Consider the following 22,983-nt stretch of genomic DNA (forward strand, 5'->3'; position numbering starts at 1 on the left):
CGCGATACTCTCGTTTGCCGTACTGTTTCCACCCCGTTGATATGTCGTGGAGAAGTTACCTTGTATTCTTTCGCCTGGGTGGCTAACAGTGTAAGATGCGACACATATTATTGGTGGGGTCATCGTAATCGATCGCGGTATGAGCCCATAGCGCTACCCACCATGCGAATTTCAACATTTCCTGATGCGAAAAAATCCATATAAATGAAGCACATAAGAAACTTTTCAATCATCGCGCACATCGACCACGGTAAATCCACGCTCTCCGACCGTCTGATTCAGATTTGCGGTGGCCTGAGCGAACGTGAAATGGCTGCACAGGTTCTGGATTCAATGGATTTAGAACGCGAGCGCGGCATCACCATCAAAGCGCAAAGCGTGACCCTCGATTATCACGCGCAGAACGGTGAAACTTACCAGCTCAATTTTATCGACACCCCAGGCCACGTGGACTTCTCCTATGAAGTGTCCCGTTCGCTGGCGGCCTGCGAAGGCGCGCTGCTGGTGGTGGATGCCGGGCAGGGCGTGGAAGCGCAGACCCTGGCAAACTGCTACACCGCGATGGAAATGGATCTGGAAGTGGTGCCGGTTCTGAACAAAATTGACCTGCCAGCGGCCGATCCCGATCGTGCGGCGCAGGAAATTGAAGATATTGTCGGCATTGATGCTACCGACGCGGTGCGTTGCTCGGCGAAAACCGGCGTTGGCGTGCCTGACGTGCTGGAGCGCCTGGTGCGCGACATCCCGCCGCCGGAAGGCGATCCGGAAGGCCCGCTGCAGGCGCTGATTATCGACTCCTGGTTCGATAACTACCTGGGCGTAGTGTCGCTGGTGCGTATAAAGAACGGTACCCTGCGCAAGGGCGAAAAAATTAAGGTAATGAGCACCGGTCAGACCTATAACGCTGACCGTCTGGGCATCTTCACGCCGAAGCGCGTTGATACCGACGTGCTGAACTGCGGCGAAGTGGGCTGGCTGGTCTGTGCGATCAAAGACATCCTCGGCGCGCCGGTCGGTGATACGCTGACCCTGGCACGTAACCCGGCGGAAAAAGCGCTGCCAGGCTTCAAAAAAGTGAAGCCGCAGGTTTACGCCGGCCTGTTCCCGATCAGCTCTGACGATTACGAAGCCTTCCGCGACGCGCTCGGCAAGCTGAGCCTCAACGACGCCTCACTGTTCTACGAGCCGGAAAGCTCCACCGCGCTGGGCTTCGGCTTCCGCTGTGGCTTCCTCGGCCTGCTGCACATGGAGATCATCCAGGAGCGTCTGGAGCGCGAGTACGACCTGGAGCTGATCACCACCGCACCGACCGTGGTCTACGAAGTGGAAACCACCGACGGTGCCGTGGTCTACGTTGACAGCCCGGGCAAACTGCCGGCGCTGAACAGCATCCTTGAGCTGCGCGAGCCGATCGCCGAGTGTCATATGCTGCTGCCGCAGGAGTTCCTCGGCAACGTGATCACCCTGTGTATCGAAAAACGCGGCGTGCAGACCAACATGGTTTACCACGGTAACCAGGTGGCGCTGACCTATGAAATCCCGATGGCCGAAGTGGTGCTCGACTTCTTTGACCGTCTGAAGTCCACCTCACGCGGTTACGCGTCGCTGGACTACAATTTCAAACGCTTCCAGGCCTCTGATATGGTGCGCGTCGACGTGCTGATCAACAGCGAGCGCGTGGATGCGCTGGCGCTGATCACCCACCGTGACAACTCGCAGTACCGTGGCCGTGAACTGGTAGAGAAGATGAAAGAGCTGATCCCTCGCCAGCAGTTTGATATTGCAATTCAGGCAGCGATCGGCGCACACATCATTGCCCGTTCAACCGTAAAACAGCTGCGTAAAAACGTGCTGGCCAAGTGCTACGGCGGCGACGTCAGCCGTAAGAAAAAGCTGCTGCAGAAGCAGAAAGACGGTAAGAAGCGCATGAAGCAGGTGGGTAACGTTGAGCTGCCGCAGGAAGCGTTCCTTGCCATTCTGCACGTGGGTAAAGAGAGTAAATAAGGCCCGTTTGGGGCCGTGAGGGAACTGGAATGGCTAATATGTTCGCCCTGATTCTGGCGATAGCGACGTTGATCACCGGTATTATCTGGTGCGTGGATAAGTTCAAATGGGCACCGGCTCGTCGCGCGAAACGCGCGGCGGCGCAGACTGCCGGCGAAGAGCAGAGCAAGGCTTATAAACAGCCGGGCTGGGTGGAAACCGCCGCGTCGGTTTTCCCGGTACTGTTCTTTGTGTTTATCGTGCGCTCTTTTGCTTATGAGCCTTTCCAGATCCCGTCCGGTTCGATGATGCCGACGCTGCTGATCGGCGACTTTATCCTGGTGGAGAAGTACGCTTACGGCATTAAAGATCCAATAACCCAGACCACGCTGATCCCAACCGGGCATCCTAAGCGCGGCGATATCGCGGTATTTAAATACCCGAAAGACCCAAGCGTGGACTACATTAAGCGGGTGATCGGCCTGCCGGGCGACCGGGTGACTTACGATCCGCTGAGCAAAACGGTGTCAATCGCTCCGGGTTGTACCACAAGCGCCAGCTGCACCAGCGCACTTGCGGTCACTTACTCAGACGTTGAGCCGAGCGACTTTATCCAGACCTTTAACGGTTACGGCGGCAATGAATCCGGCAACGGGTTCTTCCAGAAGCCACAGGGTGAAACCCTGCAGGGCGGCCTGCGTTTAGCCACCCGCAATGAAACCCTGGGCGACGTGACGCACCGTATTCTGCTGGTCACCCAGGCGCCAAGCCAGCCGGGTGCTTATTACCAGCAGCCGGGACAGCCGCAGTCGAGCTGGGTGGTGCCCGAAGGCATGTACTTCATGATGGGTGACAACCGCGATAACAGCGCGGACAGCCGTTACTGGGGCTTTGTGCCGGAGCGTAATCTGGTCGGTAAGGCTACCGCGATCTGGATGAGTTTCGAAAAACAGGAAGGTGAATGGCCGACCGGCGTCCGTCTCAGCCGGATTGGTGGTATTCACTAACCGCCTGCCGCCTGCGGGCGGCAAACGATATTTAACGGTTGGCTTCCCGAACGGGGAGCCACTGCACACGAAACAGATTGTGTTGGTCCCGACGCTCAGCCCTGTTCCGTGTGCAGCATAATTGACGCATTCAGAAATTGGTAACGCATGAACCCCATCGTAATTAACAAGCTCCAGCGTAAGCTGGGCTACACTTTTACTCATCAGGACCTGTTACAGCAGGCGCTCACCCACCGCAGCGCCAGCAGTAAGCATAACGAAAGACTGGAATTCCTCGGCGATTCGATTTTGAGTTACGTCATTGCTAACGCGCTCTATCACCGTTTTCCCCGCGTGGATGAAGGCGATATGAGCCGCATGCGTGCCACGCTGGTGCGTGGTAACACGCTGGCTGAGATGGCACGGGAATTTGACCTTGGCGAGTGTCTGCGCCTGGGACCGGGTGAGCTGAAAAGCGGCGGCTACCGTCGTGAATCGATCCTGGCTGACACCGTGGAGGCGCTGATCGGTGGCGTCTTCCTCGACAGTGACATCCAGACCATCGAGCAACTGATCCTCAGCTGGTACGCCAGCCGTCTGGAGCAGATCAGCCCGGGAGATAAGCAAAAGGATCCAAAAACGCGTCTGCAGGAGTTTCTGCAGGGTCGCCATCTGCCGCTGCCCTCCTATCTGGTGGTGCAGGTGCGTGGCGAAGCGCACGATCAGGAATTTACTATTCACTGCCAGGTGAGCGGTATGGCAGATCCGGTGGTGGGCACCGGATCCAGCCGTCGCAAAGCTGAGCAGGCAGCGGCCGAACAGGCGCTGATTAAGCTGGGAATTGAATGAACGAACAAACTACCCATTGCGGCTTTATTGCTATCGTCGGCCGCCCGAACGTCGGTAAATCGACCTTACTGAACCAGTTGCTGGGTCAGAAGATTTCTATTACCTCGCGCAAACCGCAGACCACGCGTCACCGCATTATGGGCATCCATACGGAAGGGGCGTATCAGGCGATCTACGTCGATACCCCCGGCCTGCATATGGAAGAAAAAAGGGCGATCAACCGCCTGATGAACCGCGCCGCCAGCAGCTCGATCGGCGACGTCGAGCTGGTGATCTTCGTGGTTGAAGGCACCCGCTGGACTCCGGACGACGAGATGGTGCTGAACAAGCTGAAAGATGGCAAAGTGCCGGTGCTGCTGGCGATCAACAAGGTCGACAACATCACTGATAAAAGCATTCTGCTGCCGCACCTGCAGTTCCTCAGCGAGCAGATGAACTTTATGGACGTGGTGCCGATCTCTGCCGAGAAGGGCAACAACGTCGACACCATCGCCAGCATTGTGCGCAAGCTGCTGCCGGCCGCGGAGCACCACTTCCCGGAAGAGTACGTGACCGACCGTTCGCAGCGCTTTATGGCCTCGGAGATCATCCGCGAGAAACTGATGCGCTTCCTCGGTGCCGAGCTGCCGTATTCGGTGACGGTTGAGATCGAGCAGTTCGTCAGCAACGAGCGCGGCGGCTACGATATCAACGGCCTGATCCTCGTGGAGCGCGAAGGTCAGAAGAAGATGGTGATTGGCAACAAAGGGGCCAAAATCAAAACCATCGGGATTGAAGCCCGTCGCGATATGGAAGAGATGTTCGAGGCGAAAGTGCACCTTGAGCTGTGGGTGAAAGTGAAGTCGGGCTGGGCGGATGATGAACGCGCCTTACGCAGCCTGGGCTACACCGACGACCTCTGAGCCTGATGGACGGCTGGCAACGCGCCTTTGTCCTGCACTCGCGGCCATGGAGCGAAACCAGCCTGCTGCTCGATCTGTTCTCTGAGCAGCATGGCCGGGTACGGGTGCTGGCGAAAGGCGCCCGATCCAAACGCTCCAGCCTGAAAGGGGCGTTACAGCCGTTTACGCCGCTGCTGGTCCGCTGGGGCGGCCGCGGTGAAGTCAAAACGCTGCGCGGTGCCGAACCGGTATCGCTGGCGCTGCCGCTCAGCGGCACCACGCTCTACTGCGGCCTCTACGTTAACGAGCTGCTCTCCCGCGTGCTGGAGCACGAAACCGCCTTCAGCGAACTGTTCTTCGACTACCTGCACTGCATCCAGGCGCTGGCCGCCACGGCCGATTCGCCCGAACCCGCTTTACGCCGTTTTGAACTGGCGATGCTTGGCCACCTTGGCTACGGCGTCGACTTTCTGCACTGCGCCGGCAGCGGCGAGGAAGTGGCCGACGGTATGACCTACAGCTACCGCGAAGAGAAGGGCTTTATCGCCAGCCTGGTAACCGGCCACCGCAGCTTTACCGGCCGGCAGCTGCGCGCGCTGTGGCAGCGCGAATTTCCCGACGCCGATACCCTGCGCGCCGCCAAACGCTTCACCCGCATGGCGCTGAAACCCTACCTGGGCGGGCGGCCGCTGAAAAGTACCGAACTGTTCCGCCAGTTTGTGCCGAAAAAACGCGCGGCCGCTGCACCATCCGGCGACGAATAGGCGCAGGTCATACCCCTGACCGCGCTGAACGTTGTACACTGCTGCAAGAATCCGAAGTCACTAAGATCATCCGAGGACCGTCATGGCTGAACTGTTGTTAGGCGTTAATATCGATCACGTTGCCACGGTGCGTAACGCGCGCGGCACAAATTATCCTGACCCGGTGCAGGCGGCATTTGTCTCCGAGCAGGCGGGCGCGGACGGCATTACCGTGCACCTGCGCGAAGATCGTCGCCATATTACCGATCGCGACGTGCGCATCCTGCGTGAGACTATCCAGACGCGGATGAACCTTGAAATGGCGGTCACCGATGAGATGGTGGCGATCGCCCTTGAGGTACAGCCGCAGTTCTGCTGCCTGGTGCCGGAGAAACGCGAAGAGGTAACCACCGAAGGCGGCCTCGACGTCGCCGGTCAGCAGGAAAAAGTGACGGCGGCGGTCGCGCGTCTCAGCGCCGCCGGTATCCTGGTGTCGCTGTTTATTGATGCCGATCGCCTGCAGATTGACGCGGCGGTGGCGGCCGGTGCGCCTTATATTGAAATTCATACCGGTGCCTACGCCGAAGCGCCGGAAGGACCGCAGCGTGACGCGGAGCTGGCGCGTATCGCCGAAGCGGCCACCTACGCGGCCGGCAAAGGGCTGAAGGTTAACGCCGGCCACGGCCTGACCTACCACAACGTGCAGGCCATCGCGCTGCTGCCGGAGATCTTTGAGCTGAATATCGGCCACGCGATTATCGGTCGCGCGGTGTTCAGCGGGCTGGCCGCGGCGGTGCAGGAGATGAAACAGCTGCTGCGCGAAGCGCGTCGCTAATGGCGATCCTCGGCCTCGGCACCGACATCGTGGAGATCGCCCGCATTGAAGGGGTGATCTCCCGCTCCGGCGACCGGCTGGCAAAGCGGGTGCTCAGCGCCAACGAGTGGGCGCAGTATCAGGCCCATCAGCAGCCGGTGCGCTTTCTCGCCAAGCGCTTTGCGGTCAAAGAGGCGGCGGCAAAAGCCTTCGGCACCGGCATTCGCGGTGGCCTGGCGTTTAACCAGTTCGAAGTCTACAACGATGAACTGGGTAAACCCGGGCTGCGCTTTTTCCTGCATGCGCAGGAGCTGGCGCAGAAGCTCGGCGTGGCGCACGTCCACGTTACGCTCGCCGACGAGCGGCACTACGCCTGTGCCACGGTGATTATTGAAAGTTAAGGACGCCGTACGTTAACGTGCCTGCTTATCTTGCAGGCTGGCTGACTCGCTGACTCGCTGACTCGCTGACCTGCTGACTTGCTGATTTGCTGATTTGCTGGCCGGCAGGTTCAGCCGTTTTGTTGTGACGAAGCTGACTGCTTTAGCGGGCCAGCTCCGTTGAATGATGCAGCATCACGAATTTCTCCCACAGCTGTGCATTATCCTCCACGCGCTGCGGATCGCTGATAATGGTGTTATCGATCGGGCAGACCTGCTGGCAGGTCGGCACCTCGTAGTGGCCGACGCACTCGGTACAGCGATCGCCGTCAATTTCGTAGAACTCCGCGCCAAAGCTAATTGCCGCGTTCGGGCATTCGGGTTCGCACATATCACAGTTGATGCAGCGGGTGGTGATCAGTAAAGACATAACAATTAAGCCTGAAGCGTGACGTGGATCCGTTACGACCAAATCTGCAAAAGTAAAAAATATCACGGCAGCTTTTTTCTTTATTGATCTGTATCATTTTCTCCATCATCAGAATCAGATAATTGTTTTTTTTTGTTAATCCGACACCCTGCTCTTTCACGTAACTGATCGCTGAAGGTTAAAATAAATGGAAAATCGCCAAATCTTTTGAGCGACAGAATCTCATCTTCAATTTCATCCCAGGTGTCTATAATTATTTTCAGATAGTCAATTACGCCTGGTTTAAACAGTATGCTCTGCAGAAAGTAGTCTGCATTGCGCTGGTCCGCGAGCGATTTTTTCTTCAGCCAAAACAATGCTACGGTGAAGGCCGATTGGCTGGTGATCTCCAATATATTTTTTTTGTCAAAGTCTGGATGGCGGCTTTCATACAGGCCAGACGATAAAACCTCCGCAACTAACGGGTACATTAACTCAAGTCTGACCAGCGGCTTAGGATGTTTCCCTTCTGGTACCTGCTGCGGGATGAACCCCTGATCACCATGGAAGCGATGTATTGCCAGGGTAATACCACAGAAGAGGTGATGCAATATCACAGGCACAATTTCAGGCGAGTCAGCTTGTGTAAGATCGCGGCAGCAGCACACTACCGAGTAAAAATCGGCGGCAATTTCAGTGGTGTGAAAAATAGCAGCAGCTTTTCCGGTCAGCGGCTCGCGGGAGTGAGCGAAACATTCCGCGATTTTAGACGTGTTTTCGCTAACGTACTTTTTCCTGATGAGGCCATGTTCTTGTGAAAGATGCCCCAGTTCATGGTAGTAAATCCAGACAATAGCGGCCAGATAGATATTTTTAAAGCATTGCTCACGGGTAAAGCCGTTTAGCATTGAACTGAGATGATCAACCCCATCAAATACCCGGCAGAAAAGAGCGTCATCCTGATGACTCTCCAGGTAACACAAATAATCTTCAATATCACGGTGAATACTGATCACCAGCTGTTGGGTGAGAGTAACAGAGTGATAAGCCGGTTGATCCCGGGTTGTAAAGGACTCAGCCCAGGCATTAATTTCAATGGCGGGGCTGAATCCCCAGGTCAGCCGATCGCCATCATTGGTATAATGAAGTGCGTTGAGATCTTTTGTCAGCTGATTAAGTTTGTCAGAAGTAAAACTTTCCAGTTCATTCAGTTTCATTTTTCATTCCCTGAGTGCGGTTACTGAATATCAAAGAACGGCAGCCTTTGTCAGCCAGCCAGCCAGCGTCGGGGGCGGTTGTTAACGCTGGCTGGTAAGCATTGCCGCAGCAGCGGCAATATTGCATAACTCAAATCAGCTTTTTCACCAGCGCTTCGCTGTGGCGAATATGGCTGGAGGCGCGTTCCGGATCGCGCTGTACCAGCGCCATAAACAGCAGGTCGGTCAGCGCCAGCTGGGCGGTAGTGGAGGAGATCGCCGCGCTACGCGTGGTCTGCTCTTCGGCCACCGTGTAGAGGCAGTGGCTCGCCGACTGCTGCAGGGTGTTAGGGGTAAAGCCGGTAAAGGCCAGCACCGTGGCTCCGATGCGCTGGGCTTCCTGCGCCGCCAGATTGATCTCTCGCCGCTCACCGGTGTAGGAAATTGCCAGCAGTACGTCGCCCGGCGCCAGCGCCTGCACGCTGGCCAGCAGCGCGTGCATATCCTGCTCGGCCACCGCGCTGATGCCGATTTTCATCAGCTTCCACGAGAAATCTTTCGCCACCAGCCCCGAGGCACCAATGCCGACCAGCACGATACGGTTGGCGTTCTTCAGCAGGCGCAGCGTCTCCAGCAGCATCTCCTCGCTGTTGATATCCAGCGTGGCGCGGATCGCCGACTGTTTCTCGGTAAAGAGTTTCTCACCGACCACCTTCAGCGAGTCGTCGCTGAGGATATGGTTATGTACGGTGATCGCCTCTTTGTCTGACAGCGACTCGCTCAGCGCCATCTTCAGCGCCGGAAAGCCTTTATACCCCAGCTTCTGCGCGAACTTAACCACGCTTGACTGGCTGACGCCCGACTCATCGGCCAGCTTCTGCGAACTCAGGTGGCGGGCACGGTCCGGCTGCGACAGCAGATAATCCGCCAGGCGACGCTCATTCAAAGCCAGGCTGGGATACAGCTGACGAATACGCAGCAGTGAACTCATCTCATTTCCTCTTGCGAACGCGGGTCCATCGTATTGAATTATCTGTAATGATAACAGGCAGCACCCTAAGTCTAACCCCCTGTTTGACAGATTCCATGATTAAACACGTGAAATTTCTCATTTCATGGCGGCGGCCAGCGCCGGGAGCCGTTTACAGGGTAAAGGAAGCAGCGCTGATTCCACGGCAATCGATAAAACGGCACTGGCGCGGGTGGATCTGAATAAAGCGGCAGCCGCGCAGATCGCAGCGCTCAAACACCAGCGGTTTCTGCCCGGTTTCACAGTGGGAAAAGGTGCTGCCGCTAAAGCTGCAGTCGTGAAAACGCAGGTCGTCGAGCACGCAGCGGTTAAACAGCGAGTGGTTCAGCACGCTGTGGCGCACCAGCGTGTCCCGCCACAGCGTGCGGTAAAAGATCGCCTGCAACTGGCCCCCGGCGATCAGCAGGCCCTTAAAGCGGCTGCGGGTAAACAGCCCCTGCAGAGTAAAGGTGTGGCTAAAGCCACCGGTACCGTCGATGTTCAGCACGTCGCAGTCATTATCCTCAACGATCAGCCCGCTACCAGGCTGCAGCCGCAGGTGGCAGCAGCGCAGGTGGCTGGCCGTGATGCGCAGTAGCCCCTCTACGCTCAGCCGGCAGCGCTGCATATGGCCGTGAGCGATTGCCAGTGCACCGGTGGTTTGCAGCGTACAGTCGCTGAGGCGGCTGTTATCGACCGTAATCAGCGAACCGGCGTTGACCGCATTAGTGCAGTCGAGGTGAACCTGGGTCAGGGTGCAGTGTTCAATGCGTGAGGTTCCGCTGGCACGGCTCAGACGGTGGCTTTCTGCGGTGATAATACGGTTGCTGAAGGCGAATGCATTCGCCCCCTGGTGAACAGAGTTCATAAACATGAAGGATTTCCGCTATAGTATGGCGCGTGGGCAGGGTTGCCCGAAGGAGTGAAAAGCGGTTATACGAAAAGGGCCGATCGCAAACAACAGCGATTCTGGACACTTTTATGCAGAGTTCGCCGTTATACCCGCGCCGTTTATGCCAGTCCGCCCGCTACCCGGCTCTTCCCCGTCTTTGCCTTCCCTAAACTGCATTTTTTTCCACCGCCGCGCAGAAAGTCCTCGTCTCAGGGAATTAAATATTCCATAATATTATTCCTGAAAGAATCAAAAAAGCTCAGTAAGGGGAAACAATGAATCTCGGTGCGCTGGTCTCAGAAACGCGAAACCCGGACACGCTCGATCTCGACAGCCTGTCGACGCTGGCAATGGTGACCAAATTTAATCAGCAGGACGCTACGGTGGCTGCGGCGGTGGGTATTACGCTGCCGCAGGTGGCCGAGGCGGTGGATGCGGCGGCGGCGGCGCTGGCGTCGGGCGGGCGTCTGATCTATACCGGCGCGGGCACCAGCGGCCGGCTGGGCGTGCTGGATGCCTCCGAATGCCCGCCAACCTTCGGCGTGCCGCACGGCCTGGTGATTGGGCTGATCGCCGGTGGCCCCGGCGCGCTACTGAAGGCGGTGGAAGGGGCAGAAGATGACCCGCAGCTGGGGGCCAGCGACCTGCAGGCGTTAAACCTGACGCCGCAGGATATGGTGGTCGGCCTCGCCGCCTCGGGGCGTACCCCTTATGTGATCGGCGCGCTGCGCTACGCCCGCCAGCTCGGCTGCGCCACCGCCGCCGTCTCCTGTAACCCGGACTCGCCAATTGCCCGCGAAGCCGCCATCGCCATCTCGCCGGTGGTCGGCCCTGAAGCGCTGACCGGTTCGACGCGGCTGAAGTCCGGCACCGCGCAGAAGCTGGTGCTGAATATGATCTCCACCGGCGCGATGGTCAGGGTTGGCAAGGTCTATCAGAACCTGATGGTGGATATGCAGGCCACCAACGTCAAGCTGGTCGATCGCGCGCAGCGCATGGTGATCGAAGCCACCGGCTGTGACGCTGAACAGGCGCGGGCGGCCTTAAAGCAGGCCGGCAGCCAGGTGAAGACTGCGATCCTGATGATCCTCGCAGATATCAGCGCCGGGGAAGCTGAACGACGGCTGGCTCAGCATCACGGTTTTCTGCGGGCGGCGCTGCAGGCATAAAGCAGACCGCGTGCTGATTGGCTATGCTAATGTTGCCGTTCAGTATTTTCACCGCCTGCTGCGTGGCTGAATATCATCGGTAGCGGCGTTGGTTCGCGCAGCGGAAGGGACTTAACCCCTGAGGAGTATGGTTTGACGACTGGTCGGGAACGACGCGTAATTTTTTTTGATTTAGACGGTACCCTGCACCAGCAGGATATGTTTGGCACGTACATGCGCTGGCTGCTGTGGCGTCAGCCGCTTAACCTGCTGCTGGTACTGCCGCTGCTGCCGGTGACTGGCGCGGCGCTGCTGCTGAAAGGCCGTGCGGCGCGCTGGCCGATGAGCCTGCTGCTGTGGGCGATCACCTTTGGCCACAGCGAATCCCGGCTGCTGCAGCGTGAAAAGCAGTTTGCCGCCTGGTTCCGCCAGCGGGTGACCGCCTTTCCGGTGGTGCAGCAGCGCCTTACCGACTACCTTAACAGCGACGATGCCGACGTCTGGTTAATTACCGGCTCACCGCAGACGCTGGTGGAACAGGTCTATTTTGACTCGGCGTTTCTGCCCAAAGTAAAGCTGATCGCCAGCCAGATGGTGGCCGCCCGCGGTGGCCGCGTACTGGCGATGCGCTGCCTCGGCCATGAGAAGGTGGCGCAGCTTGAGGAACAGATCGGCACGCCGCTGCAGCTTTACAGCGGCTACAGCGACAGCAAGCAGGATAACCCGCTGCTGTTCTTCTGCCAGCACCGCTTCCGCGTAACGCCGACCGGTCAGCTACAGCAGCTGGAGTAAAGGCTACGGCAGCTTCTTTATGACCTGCCCTGCGTCAGCTGCACCTTAGCTGCCTTTACGTCTGTTACAGCCTGGCACTGCCGGTGCGCTGGCAGACAAAATTATCCGGCCGACGGCGGGGCAGTACCCTTACTATTTAAGGTATACTGTCGCGCTTTTTTTTGCTGGAGACGCGGGTGAGCGACAATAACGATGAATTCTGGATGCGTCATGCGCTGACGCTGGCCCGCCGTGCCTGGCAGGAGGGCGAGGTGCCGGTCGGTGCGGTGCTGGTGCATGAAGGCCGGGTAATAGGCGAGGGCTGGAACCGGCCGATTGGCCACCACGACCCGACCGCCCACGCCGAGATTATGGCGCTGCGCCAGGGCGGCAAGGTGATTGAAAACTACCGCCTGCTGGATACTACCCTCTACGTCACCCTCGAGCCCTGCGTGATGTGCGCCGGGGCGATGGTGCACGGCCGGGTAGGGCGGCTGGTATTTGGCGCGCGCGATGCTAAAACCGGCGCGGCCGGCTCGCTGATCGACGTGCTCAGTCATCCGGGTATGAACCACCAGGTGCAGGTCGATGAAGGGGTGCTGGCAGAGGAGTGTGCCGCAATGCTCAGCGACTTTTTCCGCCAGCGTCGCGCCGAGAAAAAGGCGCTGCGCCAGCAGCAGCAGCAGGGCACGTCGTCAGCGGACTGATCAGTTCATCGCCAGCTGCGGTGCGACCGCCGGGTAACCGCTGCCGAGTTCGGCTTCGGTAGCCGCCTTCTGTGCCAGCTTGCGCTCCTGGTCGTCCAGATAACCCACCAGGCTCAGCTGATATTTGCGGATATTCTCCACATAGGCATAGGCTTCGTGGCCGCGCGCAAAGCCGTAGGCGGTCTGGCTGTAGTAGCGTTTCTGGCTGAGCATCGGCAGGCGCAGTTTGACATCGGCCCAGCTGTCCGGGTTGCCGTTCTGCTTATCCGTCAGTTTACGTGCGTCGAGCATATGCGCGAAGCCCATATTGTAGGCGGCCAGCGCAAACCAGATGCGCTCATCTTCAGGGATGCTGTCCGGCACCTTCTCCATCAGCCGCTGCAGGTAGACGCTGCCGCCGCGGATGCTCTGCTCCGGGTCGGTGCGGTCCTTCACGCTGACGCTGTCGGCGGTGTTACGCGTCAGCATCATCATGCCGCGCACCCCGGTCGGTGAGGTGGCCTGCGGGTTCCAGTGCGACTCCTGGTAGGCGATCGCCGCCAGCAGTTTCCAGTCAATATTCTGCGCATACTTCTCGAACAGCGGTTTAATGTCCGGCAGCGTGCCGTCAATCGCCCGCAGGAAGGTGCGGGTGTCGACGTAGTCAAAGGTGCCAACGTGGCCGAGATACTTCTCATCCAGCCGCGCCATCGATCCCTCTTCGCCCATCATATTAAAGAAGTCGAGCATCGCGGCGTTGAGGCTGTCGTCTTTCTCATCCTGCACGTACCAGGTGACCGGCTCTTCGTCGGTGATATCAAAGGCGACGGCCAGCTGCGGATGGATACGCTGCATCAGCGCGATGGTCACCGAATCCGCCACGGTGTAATCCAGCTTGCCGTCTGCCACCGCCTCCAGCAGCTGCTGCGGGGTGCGGTCGGTGGCGATCGCCCAGTCGAGATCCGGATACTGATTGCTCTTCATATCGCGCAGCGTTGACAGGTAGGCCGAGCCGGAGGCGGCGACCAGCCGGCCTTTAAGATCCCCCGGGTTCTTAGGCCGCGCAGCGCCCATACGGTACACCAGCTGCTGCGACACCGAATAGTAGGAGGGACCGGTCTGGAAGCGCGTCAGCCGGTCGTGGTTGTAAATCAGACCGGCCGCCAGCACGTCAGCTTTGTCATCTTCCAGATCGTCAAACAGATCGCTCAGGTTCGGACGGACGGTCACTTCCAGCTTCACGCCGAGGTAATCGGCAAAGCGTTTTGCCAGCTCGTAATCCATACCGGCCGGTGATTTGTTGACGGTGTACCAGGTAAGCGGAGAATTTATGGTGCTGACGCGCAGCACGCCCCGCGATTTGATCTGCCCGATACGGTCGGTGGCACCGCCATACCAGGGGATCGCCGGCCACAGCGCCAGCGCGAGCAGCACGGTGATCAGCCCGATCAGAAGATAGTTAAATTTTAGGCGTTTCAAATAGTTATCTCTCGATGGTTCTCAGGTATCTGTCTTATTTAGCAGTTTTATGGGGTCGAAATTCGGCCTGAGCGTGGGGCATTCTGCTCAACTCGGCGGCGGGGCGCAACAGAAATCCACCTGGATTGTGTAATTTTCAGTCAATTCTGCACGGCATGAAATTCTGCGCAAACGGTTTCGTAACGGCGGGGAATTCTCTATAATAGCGCCCGTTTTCCCTGTTGCGCCCAATGAAGCGTCGCCCGGCGCTTCGAGACGAGAGATCTTAATGATGGAAATTCTGCGTGGTTCGCCCGCTCTGTCGGCATTTCGTATTAACAAACTGCTGACCCGCTTTCAGGACGCTCACCTGCCGGTGAGTGATATTTACGCCGAGTATGTCCATTTCGCTGATGTCAGCGCGCCGCTCAGTGCGGATGAAAAGGCGCGCCTGCAGCGCCTGCTGAAGTACGGTCCCTCTCTCGCTGAGCATACCCCGGAAGGCCGTCTGCTGCTGGTGACCCCGCGTCCAGGCACCATCTCTCCGTGGTCGTCCAAAGCCACCGATATCGCCCATAACTGTGATCTGCCGCAGGTGCTGCGCCTGGAGCGCGGCCTGGCGTTCTACGTGAAGGCCGAGCTGACCGACGCGCAGTGGGCGCAGCTGTCCGCGGCGCTGCACGACCGCATGATGGAAACCGTGTTCAGCGAGCTGAGCGACGCTGAGCAGCTGTTTGCTCAGCATCAGCCGGCGCCGGTACAGAGCGTTGACGTGCTGGGTGCCGGCCGCGACGCGCTGGTACAGGCGAACATCAAACTGGGCCTGGCGCTGGCGGACGACGAGATCGACTACCTGCTGGCGGCGTTTGAAAAACTGGGGCGCAACCCGAACGACATCGAGCTGTATATGTTTGCTCAGGCCAACTCTGAGCACTGCCGCCATAAGATCTTCAACGCCGACTGGGTGATTGACGGTCAGGTGCAGCCGAAGTCGCTGTTTAAGATGATCAAAAACACCTTCGAGAAAACCCCGGACCACGTGCTGTCGGCCTATAAAGACAACGCCGCGGTAATGGAAGGCTCGAAGGTCGGCCGTTTCTACGCCGATCCGCAGGGCGGGTATGACTTCCACCAGGAAGAGACCCATATCCTGATGAAGGTGGAAACCCACAACCACCCGACCGCGATTTCGCCGTGGCCGGGTGCTGCCACCGGTTCCGGTGGCGAAATTCGTGACGAAGGCGCCACCGGGCGCGGTGCCAAACCGAAAGCCGGCCTGGTCGGTTTCTCGGTGTCGAACCTGCGTATCCCTGGCTTTGAACAGCCGTGGGAAGAGGATTTCGGCAAACCGGACCGCATCGTCACCGCGCTGGACATCATGACCGAAGGGCCGCTGGGCGGTGCCGCGTTTAACAACGAATTTGGTCGCCCGGCGCTGAACGGCTACTTCCGTACCTATGAAGAGCGCGTCACCAGCCACAACGGCGAAGAGCTGCGCGGCTACCATAAGCCGATCATGCTGGCGGGCGGTATCGGTAATATCCGTGCCGACCACGTGCAGAAGGGCGAAATCACCGTCGGCGCGAAGCTGATCGTGCTGGGTGGCCCGGCGATGAATATCGGCCTCGGCGGCGGCGCGGCCTCCTCTATGGCCTCCGGCCAGTCTGACGCCGACCTCGACTTCGCCTCGGTGCAACGCGACAACCCGGAAATGGAGCGTCGGTGCCAGGAAGTGATCGACCGCTGCTGGCAGCTGGGCGAAGCCAACCCGATTCTGTTTATCCATGACGTTGGCGCGGGCGGCCTGTCTAACGCCATGCCGGAACTGGTCAGCGACGGCGAGCGCGGCGGCCGTTTCAACCTGCGTGATATCCTCAACGACGAGCCGGGCATGAGCCCGCTGGAAGTGTGGTGTAACGAATCGCAGGAGCGCTACGTGCTGGCGGTTGCGCCGGAGAGCCTGGCGCTGTTCGACGAGCTGTGCCAGCGCGAGCGCGCGCCGTACGCGGTGATCGGTGAAGCCACCGAAGAGATGCACCTGTCGCTGGCCGACAGCCATTTTGACAACACGCCGATCGATATGCCGCTCGACGTGCTGCTGGGCAAAACGCCAAAAATGACCCGCGACGTCTCCACGCTGCAGGTTCAGGGGCAACCGCTGGTGCGTAACGGCATCTCGATTGCCGATGCGGTTAACCGCGTGCTGCACCTGCCGACCGTGGCCGAGAAGACCTTCCTGATCTCGATCGGCGACCGCTCGGTAACCGGTATGGTCGCCCGCGACCAGATGGTCGGCCCGTGGCAGATCCCGGTGGCCAACTGTGCGGTCACCACCGCCAGCCTTGACAGCTACCACGGTGAAGCGATGGCGCTGGGCGAACGTGCCCCGGTAGCGCTGCTTGACTTCGCCGCCTCCGGCCGCCTGGCCGTCGGTGAAGCGCTGACCAACATCGCCGCCACCGAAATTGGCCCGCTGACCCGCGTTAAGCTGTCGGCAAACTGGATGGCCGCTGCCGGTCACCCGGGTGAAGACGCCGGCCTGTACGAAGCGGTGAAAGCGGTGGGTGAAGAGCTCTGCCCGGCGCTGGGCATCACTATTCCGGTGGGTAAAGACTCGATGTCGATGAAGACCCGCTGGCAGCAGGGCACCGAGCAGCGCGAGATGACCTCGCCGCTGTCGCTGGTGATCACCGCCTTTGCCCGCGTGGAAGACGTGCGCAAAACCGTGACCCCGCAGCTGCAGACCGTCGATAACAGCCTGCTGCTGGTCGACCTTGGCCGCGGCGTTAACGCGCTGGGTGCCACCGCGCTGTCGCAGGTCTACCGTCAGCTGGGCGATAAGCCGGCCGACGTGCGTGACGTGCAGCAGCTGGCCGGTTTCTGGCACGCTATCCAGGCGCTGGTGGCCGACGGCAAACTGCTGGCCTACCACGACCGCTCCGACGGCGGCCTGCTGGTGACGCTGGCCGAGATGGCCTTTACCGGCCACTGCGGCATCAACGTGGATATCGCCGCGCTGGGCAGCGACAGCCTGGCTGCGCTGTTTAACGAAGAGCTGGGTGCGGTAATTCAGATTGCCGCTGCCGACCGCGACGCGGTGCTGGCGGTGTTTGCTGAACACGGCCTGGCGGACTGCGTCCACGTGCTGGGCCAGGCGACGCAGGGCGACCGCTTTGTGATCGCCTCCGGTGACTCTGCGGTGTACAGCGAAAGCCGTACCACCCTGCGTACCTGGTGGGCCGAGACCACCTGGCAGATGCAGCGCCTGCGCGACAACCCGGAATGTGCCGATCAGGAACACGCCGCCAAGCTGGACGATAACGATCCGGGCCTGAACGTCTCTCTGAGCTTCGCACCACAGGAAGATATCGCCGCGCCGTTTATCGCTACCGGTGCCCGTCCGAAAGTGGCGGTGCTGCGTGAGCAGGGCGTTAACTCCCACGTGGAGATGGCGGCCGCCTTCCACCGCGCCGGTTTTGACGCGGTTGACGTCCATATGAGCGACCTGCTGGCCGGCCGTCGTGGCCTGGCCGATATGCAGGCGCTGGTGGCCTGTGGCGGCTTCTCCTACGGTGACGTGCTGGGTGCCGGTGAAGGCTGGGCGAAATCGATTCTGTTTAACGCCCGCGTGCGTGACGAGTTCGAAACCTTCTTCCACCGCCCGCAGACGCTGGCGCTGGGCGTCTGTAACGGCTGCCAGATGATGTCTAACCTGCGCGAGCTGATCCCGGGCAGCGAAGAGTGGCCGCGCTTTGTGCGTAACCAGTCCGAGCGTTTTGAAGCGCGCTTCAGCCTGGTGGAAGTGGCGGCCAGCCCGTCACTGCTGCTGGACGGCATGGCCGGTTCCCGTATGCCGATCGCCGTTTCCCACGGTGAAGGCTTTGTGGAAGTGCGCAGCGATGCGCACCTGGCACAGCTGGAAGCTAAAGGCCTGGTGGCGCTGCGCTTCGTGGATAACTTCGGTAAGGTCACCCAGCAGTATCCGGCCAACCCGAACGGCTCCCCGAACGGCATCACCGCTGTCACCAACGAAAGCGGCCGCGTGACCATTATGATGCCGCACCCGGAGCGTGTGTTCCGTACCGTCAGCAACTCCTGGCACCCAACCGAGTGGGGCGAGGACAGCCCGTGGATGCGCATTTTCCGCAATGCGCGTAAACAGCTGGGTTAATTAACCCGCTAACAGGAAGGCCGGGGAAACCCGGCCTTTTTATTGGTTTCGGTTTCAGCATCGCCCGGCGGGTCCCGCTCCCTCAGCATGCGTTGATTCTGATAGTGCTGAAGATAAGCGGGTGAATCGCAGTGCTGCGGATCGATGTTGACGCGGGGAAGGGCGATCCGTGGGCTGTGGATAGCGGCAACGGCCAGCCACAGCGCCAGCATGGCGACGGTGAGGCAACAGGCCAGGGCAATGGCCCGATTTATGCTGATCTTTTTCATCCCTGTTATTCCGCTGAACTGCCAAAAGCTGAGTAGTACCACACTTTTTTCTGAGGCCGGATAACCGGTAGTGCGCATAACTTTTTCCTCCAGCCAGGCGTATGTCTGTGCCGCGCGGACGGTTGATTAAGCCATGTTACTCTTTAGCGACACTCTGTTAACCGGAGTGTCGTCATATGGTGACATTTAACCTGTTGAATTTAATGGCGGAGTTTTTCCTGGTTGGCAATGCGTTGCTTTGCAGCGACAGTCGTCACCGAAATCAGAAGGCAATGCGCAGGGTGATGAGCAGCTGAAATGACATAAGTCACCGTTTAACAGGGTGTTACTACACTTATTGCAAAACTGGCACGCCAATTGCTATAATACCTTCAGTGGCTCATTCACCTGGTTATGACAGCCCTGCGCAAGCGGACTAGTAGCTCATAACATCCCGAATGACGCACAAAACGGTGCCTGCCGTCCACCCCACCGATAATCGTTCACTCTGTGACGTTATCAAGCATCGGACGAAACGTTGAGTTAGGCACCACCTCTTCCGCCGCGATGGTAAGCCGTCGCGGCACCGATGGCCGGTTCACTGAACCGGCCATTTTTTTGCCGCTAGCCCGACCCGACTCACGACACCTGACGCCGTTCTTCCTGACACAGTGCTTCCCAACAACGTACTTCCTGACGCCGCACTTCCCTCCGCCGCCGCTCTCCGTTAGCATCGCTGTTTTGTTGACGACGAGATCTGCCCGTGAAAAGTTGGCGTCTGTTCCCGCGTTCCCTGCGTCAGCTGGTGCTGATGGCGTTCTTACTGGTGCTGCTGCCGCTGCTGGTGCTGGCCTGGCAGGCGTGGGAGAGCCTCTCCGCGCTGAGCGAGCGGGCGGCGGACACCAACCGCACCACGCTGACCGACGTGCGCCGTAGCGAGGCGATGGCGCGCACCGCGCTGGAGCTGGAACGCAGCTACCGCCAGTACTGCGTGCTGGATGACCCGATGCTGGCGCGCCTCTATCAGACCCAGCGCAGCCGCTACTCACAGATGCTGGACGCCCACGCCCAGGTGCTGCCGGATATGTCGACCTACCAGAGCCTGCGGCAGAACCTGACCCTGCTCAGCCAGCTGCACTGCACCACCAGCGGCCCGGTCAGGGAAGCGGGCGACGCGCTGGAGGCGTTCTCGCAGGCCAACGTGCAGCTGGTGCAGACTACCCGCGAAGTGGTGTTTGCCCGTGGACTGCAGTTACAGCGCGAAATTGCCGATCGCGGCCAGTTCTTCGGCTGGCAGGCGCTGACGCTGTTTCTGCTCAGCCTCGGGCTGGTGCTGCTCTGTACCCGGATGATTATCGGGCCGGTAAAGGCGGTGGAGCGGATGATTAACCGGCTGGGGGAGGGGAAGCCTCTCGGCCAGAGCTTCGCCTTTAAGGGGCCACGTGAGATCCGTTCGCTGGCGCAGCGCATCCTGTGGCTGAGCGAGCGCCTCGCCTGGCTGGAGGCGCAGCGCCACGAGTTCCTGCGGCATATTTCCCACGAGCTGAAAACGCCGCTGGCCAGCATGCGCGAAGGCACCGAACTGCTGGCCGACGGCGTGGCCGGGCCGCTGACCGCCGACCAGCGTGAGGTGGTCAGCATTCTCGACGACAGCAGCCGCCACCTGCAGCGGCTGATTGAACAGCTGCTCGACTACAACCGCAAGCTGGCCGACGGCCCGGCGGTGCTGGAGCCGGTGACGCTGGCGCCGATGATTGAGCAGCTGATCGCCACCCACAGCCTGACCGCCCGCGCCAAGTCGATGCGCACCGAAACAGACCTGCAGGCCGCCGCCTGCATGGCCGAACCGACTTTGTTACTGCGCGCCATCGATAATCTTTACTCCAATGCGCTACACTACGGCGCAGAGTCCGGCACCATCTGGATCAGCAGCCGCCAGCAGGGCGATCGGGTGATTATCGACGTGGCCAACAGCGGCACGCCGATTCCCTATGGCGAGCGGGCGATGATCTTTGAACCCTTCTTCCAGGGCAACCTGCAGCGCAAAGGCGCTGTGAAGGGCAGCGGGCTGGGCCTGAGTATTGCCAGGGATTGCCTGCACCGCCTGCAGGGCGACCTGCAGCTGGCAGAGCACGCTAAGGCAGACGTCTGCTTTCGTATCGAACTGAATAGCACCGCCGGGAACGGATCTTAATGCGACTGACACTTTCTCTTTTTCAACTACCGAGCCTGCGCCACGGCGCGGTCTGCGCCGTGGCGCTGCTCAGCGGCCTGCTGGCCGGCTGCAACACCCCCTCGCGCAGCGGCGCTGACGCTATTCATAGCGGATCGCCACCGGAAAGCACCCTGGTGGATTATCACCAGGTCGGCTGTGCGTCGATCTGGTCATTTAACGATACGGCTGCGATGCATAATCCGCTCTACTGGCTGCGGGCGATGGACTGCGCAGAGCGCCTGTCACCGGCTGCTGCCCGGGCCGAAGCGCACCGCTGGCCGGCTGAGAACTGGCAGAGCACCTTTAAACAGGCGGTACTGCTGGATAACGGTAATGTCACGCCGGTGGAGCGCCGTCAGTATCTTGACCGGCTGGACGGCTACGGCAGCGATTACCCGGCCGCCGTGCGTCCGCTGCTGACGCTGTGGCGGGAAGGGCAGGGCTCGCTGCTGCAGCTTTCTGCGGAGCGCACGCGTTACGCCCATCTGCAGCAGAGCAGCGACGCCCAGCTGGACGCGCTGCGCCAGCAGGCCAGCAGCCAGAGCCAGCAGCTGGCGGACACCCGCCGCAAGCTCGACAGCCTGACCGACATTGAACGTCAGCTCTCATCCCGCCGCGCGCCGGATGCCGGCGATACCAGCCACGCCGACGACCGCGCGGAGCCGGCAGGCAGCCCGCGTCCGGGCAACCCCACCGGGGAGGATGCCAACCCATGAGCAAACACGCCGCCCGCCTGCTGCTGGTCGACGACGACCCATCGCTGCTGAAGCTGCTGGGGATGCGCCTGAGCAGTGAAGGCTTTTTAGTCACCACCGCCGCCAGCGGCCCGGAGGCGCTGAAGCTGCTGAACCGGGAAACCTTCGACCTGGTGATTAGCGATCTGCGGATGGATGAGATGGACGGCATGGCGCTGTTCACCGAAATCCAGCGGCTGAAGCCGGGCATGCCGGTGATTATCCTCACCGCCCACGGCTCGATCCCGGACGCGGTTGCCGCCACCCGCCAGGGGGTGTTCAGCTTCCTGACCAAGCCGGTCGACCGCGATGCGCTCTATAAGGCGATTGACGAGGCGCTGGCGCAGCGCGCGCCGGGCAGCGATAACGCCTGGAGCGAGGCGATTGTCACCCGCAGCCCGCTGATGCTGAGGCTGCTGGAGCAGGCGCGGATGGTGGCGCAGTCCGACGTCAGTGTGCTGATCAACGGCCAGAGCGGTACCGGTAAAGAGGTACTGGCGCAGGCGATCCACGCCGCCAGCCCGCGCGCGGGTAACGCCTTTATCGCCATCAACTGCGGCGCGCTGCCCGAGCAGCTGCTGGAGTCTGAGCTGTTCGGCCACGCCAAAGGGGCGTTTACCGGCGCGGTCAGCAGCCGTGAAGGGCTGTTCCAGGCCGCCGAGGGCGGCACGCTGTTTCTTGATGAGATCGGCGATATGCCGCAGGCGCTGCAGGTCAAGCTGCTGCGGGTGCTGCAGGAGCGCAAGGTACGGCCGCTGGGCAGCAACCGCGATCTGGATATCAATGTGCGCATCATCTCGGCCACCCACCGCGACCTGCCGAAGGCGATGGAGAAAAAAGAGTTTCGCGAGGACCTCTACTACCGGCTTAACGTGGTCAGCCTTAAGCTGCCGGCGCTGCACGAGCGGGCGGAAGATATTCCGCTGCTGGCCGGCCACCTGCTCAAGCAGGCCGCCGAACGGCATAAACCCTTTGTGCGCAGCTTCTCCACCGACGCCCTGCGCCGGCTGATGGCCGCCAGCTGGCCGGGCAACGTGCGCCAGCTGGTCAACGTGATCGAACAGTGCGTGGCGCTGACCTCCGCGCCGGTCATCAGCGACGCGCTGGTGGAGCAGGCGCTGGCCGGTGAGAACACCGCGCTGCCGACTTTTGCCGAAGCGCGCAACCAGTTTGAGCTGAACTACCTGCGCAAGCTGCTGCAGATGACCCGCGGCAACGTCACTAACGCCGCGCGGCTGGCCGGGCGCAACCGCACCGAGTTCTATAAGCTGCTCTCGCGACATGAACTGGATGCCGCCGACTTTAAAGAGTAATTTTTCAGTGCCGTTAGTCGCCCTGGATATGGTAGTTTAGCTGCCTCAGAGCAGAGACAGACCGCGAAGCGTGACCTGTCCGGTGAATACTCATATG

The 22,983-nt window shown here is 60.1% G+C and carries 20 protein-coding genes; 14 read left to right on the top strand and 6 right to left on the bottom strand.

The window, feature by feature from the left end:
- Positions 1-204 precede the first annotated feature (204 nt).
- The 7 genes from lepA (at position 205) to acpS (ending at position 6,657) form a co-directional block, all read left to right on the top strand.
- Positions 205-2,004, top strand: a complete 1,800-nt coding sequence (lepA, locus tag GKQ23_RS06835; protein WP_056238811.1) for a translation elongation factor 4 — start codon at positions 205-207, stop codon at positions 2,002-2,004.
- 29 nt (positions 2,005-2,033) lie between these two features.
- Positions 2,034-2,990 carry a signal peptidase I gene (gene lepB, locus GKQ23_RS06840; RefSeq protein WP_212410109.1) on the top strand — a complete coding sequence of 319 codons (957 nt, stop codon included), beginning with the start codon at positions 2,034-2,036 and terminating at the stop codon, positions 2,988-2,990.
- Positions 2,991-3,137: 147 nt separating this feature from the next.
- The gene (gene rnc / locus GKQ23_RS06845; protein WP_056238818.1) at positions 3,138-3,818 is read left to right on the top strand and encodes a ribonuclease III; all 681 of its coding nucleotides are present in this window, start codon (positions 3,138-3,140) and stop codon (positions 3,816-3,818) included.
- Positions 3,815-4,720, top strand: a complete 906-nt coding sequence (gene era, locus GKQ23_RS06850) for a GTPase Era (protein ID WP_056238822.1) — start codon at positions 3,815-3,817, stop codon at positions 4,718-4,720. The genes rnc and era overlap by 4 nt, the downstream gene beginning before the upstream one ends.
- A 5-nt stretch (positions 4,721-4,725) precedes the next feature.
- Positions 4,726-5,463 (top strand): DNA repair protein RecO, encoded by a 738-nt coding sequence (gene recO / locus GKQ23_RS06855; protein WP_056238824.1) that lies wholly within the window; start codon positions 4,726-4,728, stop codon positions 5,461-5,463.
- An 82-nt stretch (positions 5,464-5,545) separates the two neighbouring features.
- On the top strand, positions 5,546-6,277 hold the full coding sequence (gene pdxJ, locus GKQ23_RS06860; RefSeq protein WP_056238827.1) for a pyridoxine 5'-phosphate synthase: 732 nt from the start codon (positions 5,546-5,548) through the stop codon (positions 6,275-6,277).
- Positions 6,277-6,657, top strand: coding sequence for a holo-ACP synthase (gene acpS / locus GKQ23_RS06865; protein ID WP_056238828.1), 381 nt, complete (start codon positions 6,277-6,279; stop codon positions 6,655-6,657). The genes pdxJ and acpS overlap by 1 nt, the downstream gene beginning before the upstream one ends.
- Positions 6,658-6,799: 142 nt before the next feature.
- Here acpS and GKQ23_RS06870 read toward each other — a convergent pair whose 3' ends face one another.
- The 4 genes from GKQ23_RS06870 to GKQ23_RS06885 all read right to left on the bottom strand — a co-directional run bounded on the left by GKQ23_RS06870 (position 6,800) and on the right by GKQ23_RS06885 (position 10,124).
- On the bottom strand, positions 6,800-7,066 hold the full coding sequence (locus GKQ23_RS06870; RefSeq protein ID WP_212410110.1) for a YfhL family 4Fe-4S dicluster ferredoxin: 267 nt from the start codon (positions 7,064-7,066) through the stop codon (positions 6,800-6,802).
- An 80-nt stretch (positions 7,067-7,146) separates the two neighbouring features.
- Complete coding sequence (locus GKQ23_RS06875; RefSeq protein WP_212410111.1) at positions 7,147-8,262, bottom strand: hypothetical protein; 1,116 nt, start codon at positions 8,260-8,262, stop codon at positions 7,147-7,149.
- 130 nt (positions 8,263-8,392) lie between these two features.
- Positions 8,393-9,232, bottom strand: a complete 840-nt coding sequence (locus GKQ23_RS06880; RefSeq protein ID WP_056238839.1) for a MurR/RpiR family transcriptional regulator — start codon at positions 9,230-9,232, stop codon at positions 8,393-8,395.
- A 151-nt stretch (positions 9,233-9,383) separates the two neighbouring features.
- Positions 9,384-10,124, bottom strand: coding sequence for a pentapeptide repeat-containing protein (locus GKQ23_RS06885; RefSeq protein WP_212410112.1), 741 nt, complete (start codon positions 10,122-10,124; stop codon positions 9,384-9,386).
- A 293-nt stretch (positions 10,125-10,417) separates the two neighbouring features.
- On the opposite strand from GKQ23_RS06885, the gene murQ reads away from it, so the two are divergent.
- The 3 genes from murQ (at position 10,418) to tadA (ending at position 12,768) form a co-directional block, all read left to right on the top strand.
- Positions 10,418-11,311: an N-acetylmuramic acid 6-phosphate etherase gene (gene murQ / locus GKQ23_RS06890; protein ID WP_212410113.1), complete on the top strand. Its 894-nt coding sequence runs from the start codon at positions 10,418-10,420 to the stop codon at positions 11,309-11,311.
- 132 nt (positions 11,312-11,443) lie between these two features.
- Positions 11,444-12,082, top strand: coding sequence for a phosphatidylglycerophosphatase C (yfhb, locus tag GKQ23_RS06895; RefSeq protein WP_056238848.1), 639 nt, complete (start codon positions 11,444-11,446; stop codon positions 12,080-12,082).
- Positions 12,083-12,258: 176 nt separating this feature from the next.
- Positions 12,259-12,768 carry a tRNA adenosine(34) deaminase TadA gene (gene tadA / locus GKQ23_RS06900; protein WP_101506441.1) on the top strand — a complete coding sequence of 170 codons (510 nt, stop codon included), beginning with the start codon at positions 12,259-12,261 and terminating at the stop codon, positions 12,766-12,768.
- Here the strand turns inward: tadA and mltF are convergent, their stop codons facing one another.
- Positions 12,769-14,226: a membrane-bound lytic murein transglycosylase MltF gene (gene mltF / locus GKQ23_RS06905; protein WP_101506440.1), complete on the bottom strand. Its 1,458-nt coding sequence runs from the start codon at positions 14,224-14,226 to the stop codon at positions 12,769-12,771.
- Between the two features lie 268 nt (positions 14,227-14,494).
- Here mltF and purL point away from each other — a divergent pair, with 268 nt between their 5' ends.
- The gene (gene purL, locus GKQ23_RS06910; RefSeq protein ID WP_212410114.1) at positions 14,495-18,376 is read left to right on the top strand and encodes a phosphoribosylformylglycinamidine synthase; all 3,882 of its coding nucleotides are present in this window, start codon (positions 14,495-14,497) and stop codon (positions 18,374-18,376) included.
- A gap of 8 nt (positions 18,377-18,384) precedes the next feature.
- On the opposite strand, the gene GKQ23_RS06915 is transcribed toward purL, so the two are convergent.
- The gene (locus GKQ23_RS06915) at positions 18,385-18,723 is read right to left on the bottom strand and encodes a hypothetical protein (protein ID WP_212410115.1); all 339 of its coding nucleotides are present in this window, start codon (positions 18,721-18,723) and stop codon (positions 18,385-18,387) included.
- Positions 18,724-19,387: 664 nt separating this feature from the next.
- On the opposite strand from GKQ23_RS06915, the gene GKQ23_RS06920 reads away from it, so the two are divergent.
- Genes GKQ23_RS06920 through glrR form a run of 3 tightly spaced genes read left to right on the top strand, consistent with a single transcriptional unit; the run spans position 19,388 to position 22,886 of the window.
- Positions 19,388-20,818: a HAMP domain-containing sensor histidine kinase gene (locus GKQ23_RS06920; RefSeq protein WP_212410116.1), complete on the top strand. Its 1,431-nt coding sequence runs from the start codon at positions 19,388-19,390 to the stop codon at positions 20,816-20,818.
- Entirely contained in the window at positions 20,818-21,555 is a 738-nt protein-coding gene (gene qseG, locus GKQ23_RS06925) for a two-component system QseEF-associated lipoprotein QseG (protein ID WP_212410117.1), read from the top strand. The genes GKQ23_RS06920 and qseG overlap by 1 nt, the downstream gene beginning before the upstream one ends.
- The gene (gene glrR / locus GKQ23_RS06930; RefSeq protein WP_212410118.1) at positions 21,552-22,886 is read left to right on the top strand and encodes a two-component system response regulator GlrR; all 1,335 of its coding nucleotides are present in this window, start codon (positions 21,552-21,554) and stop codon (positions 22,884-22,886) included. The genes qseG and glrR overlap by 4 nt, the downstream gene beginning before the upstream one ends.
- The last annotated feature ends 97 nt before the right edge of the window (positions 22,887-22,983 follow it).

Origin of the sequence: Erwinia sp. E602, from assembly GCF_018141005.1 — a bacterium.
In the GTDB taxonomy this organism is placed as follows: Bacteria; Pseudomonadota; Gammaproteobacteria; order Enterobacterales; family Enterobacteriaceae; genus Erwinia.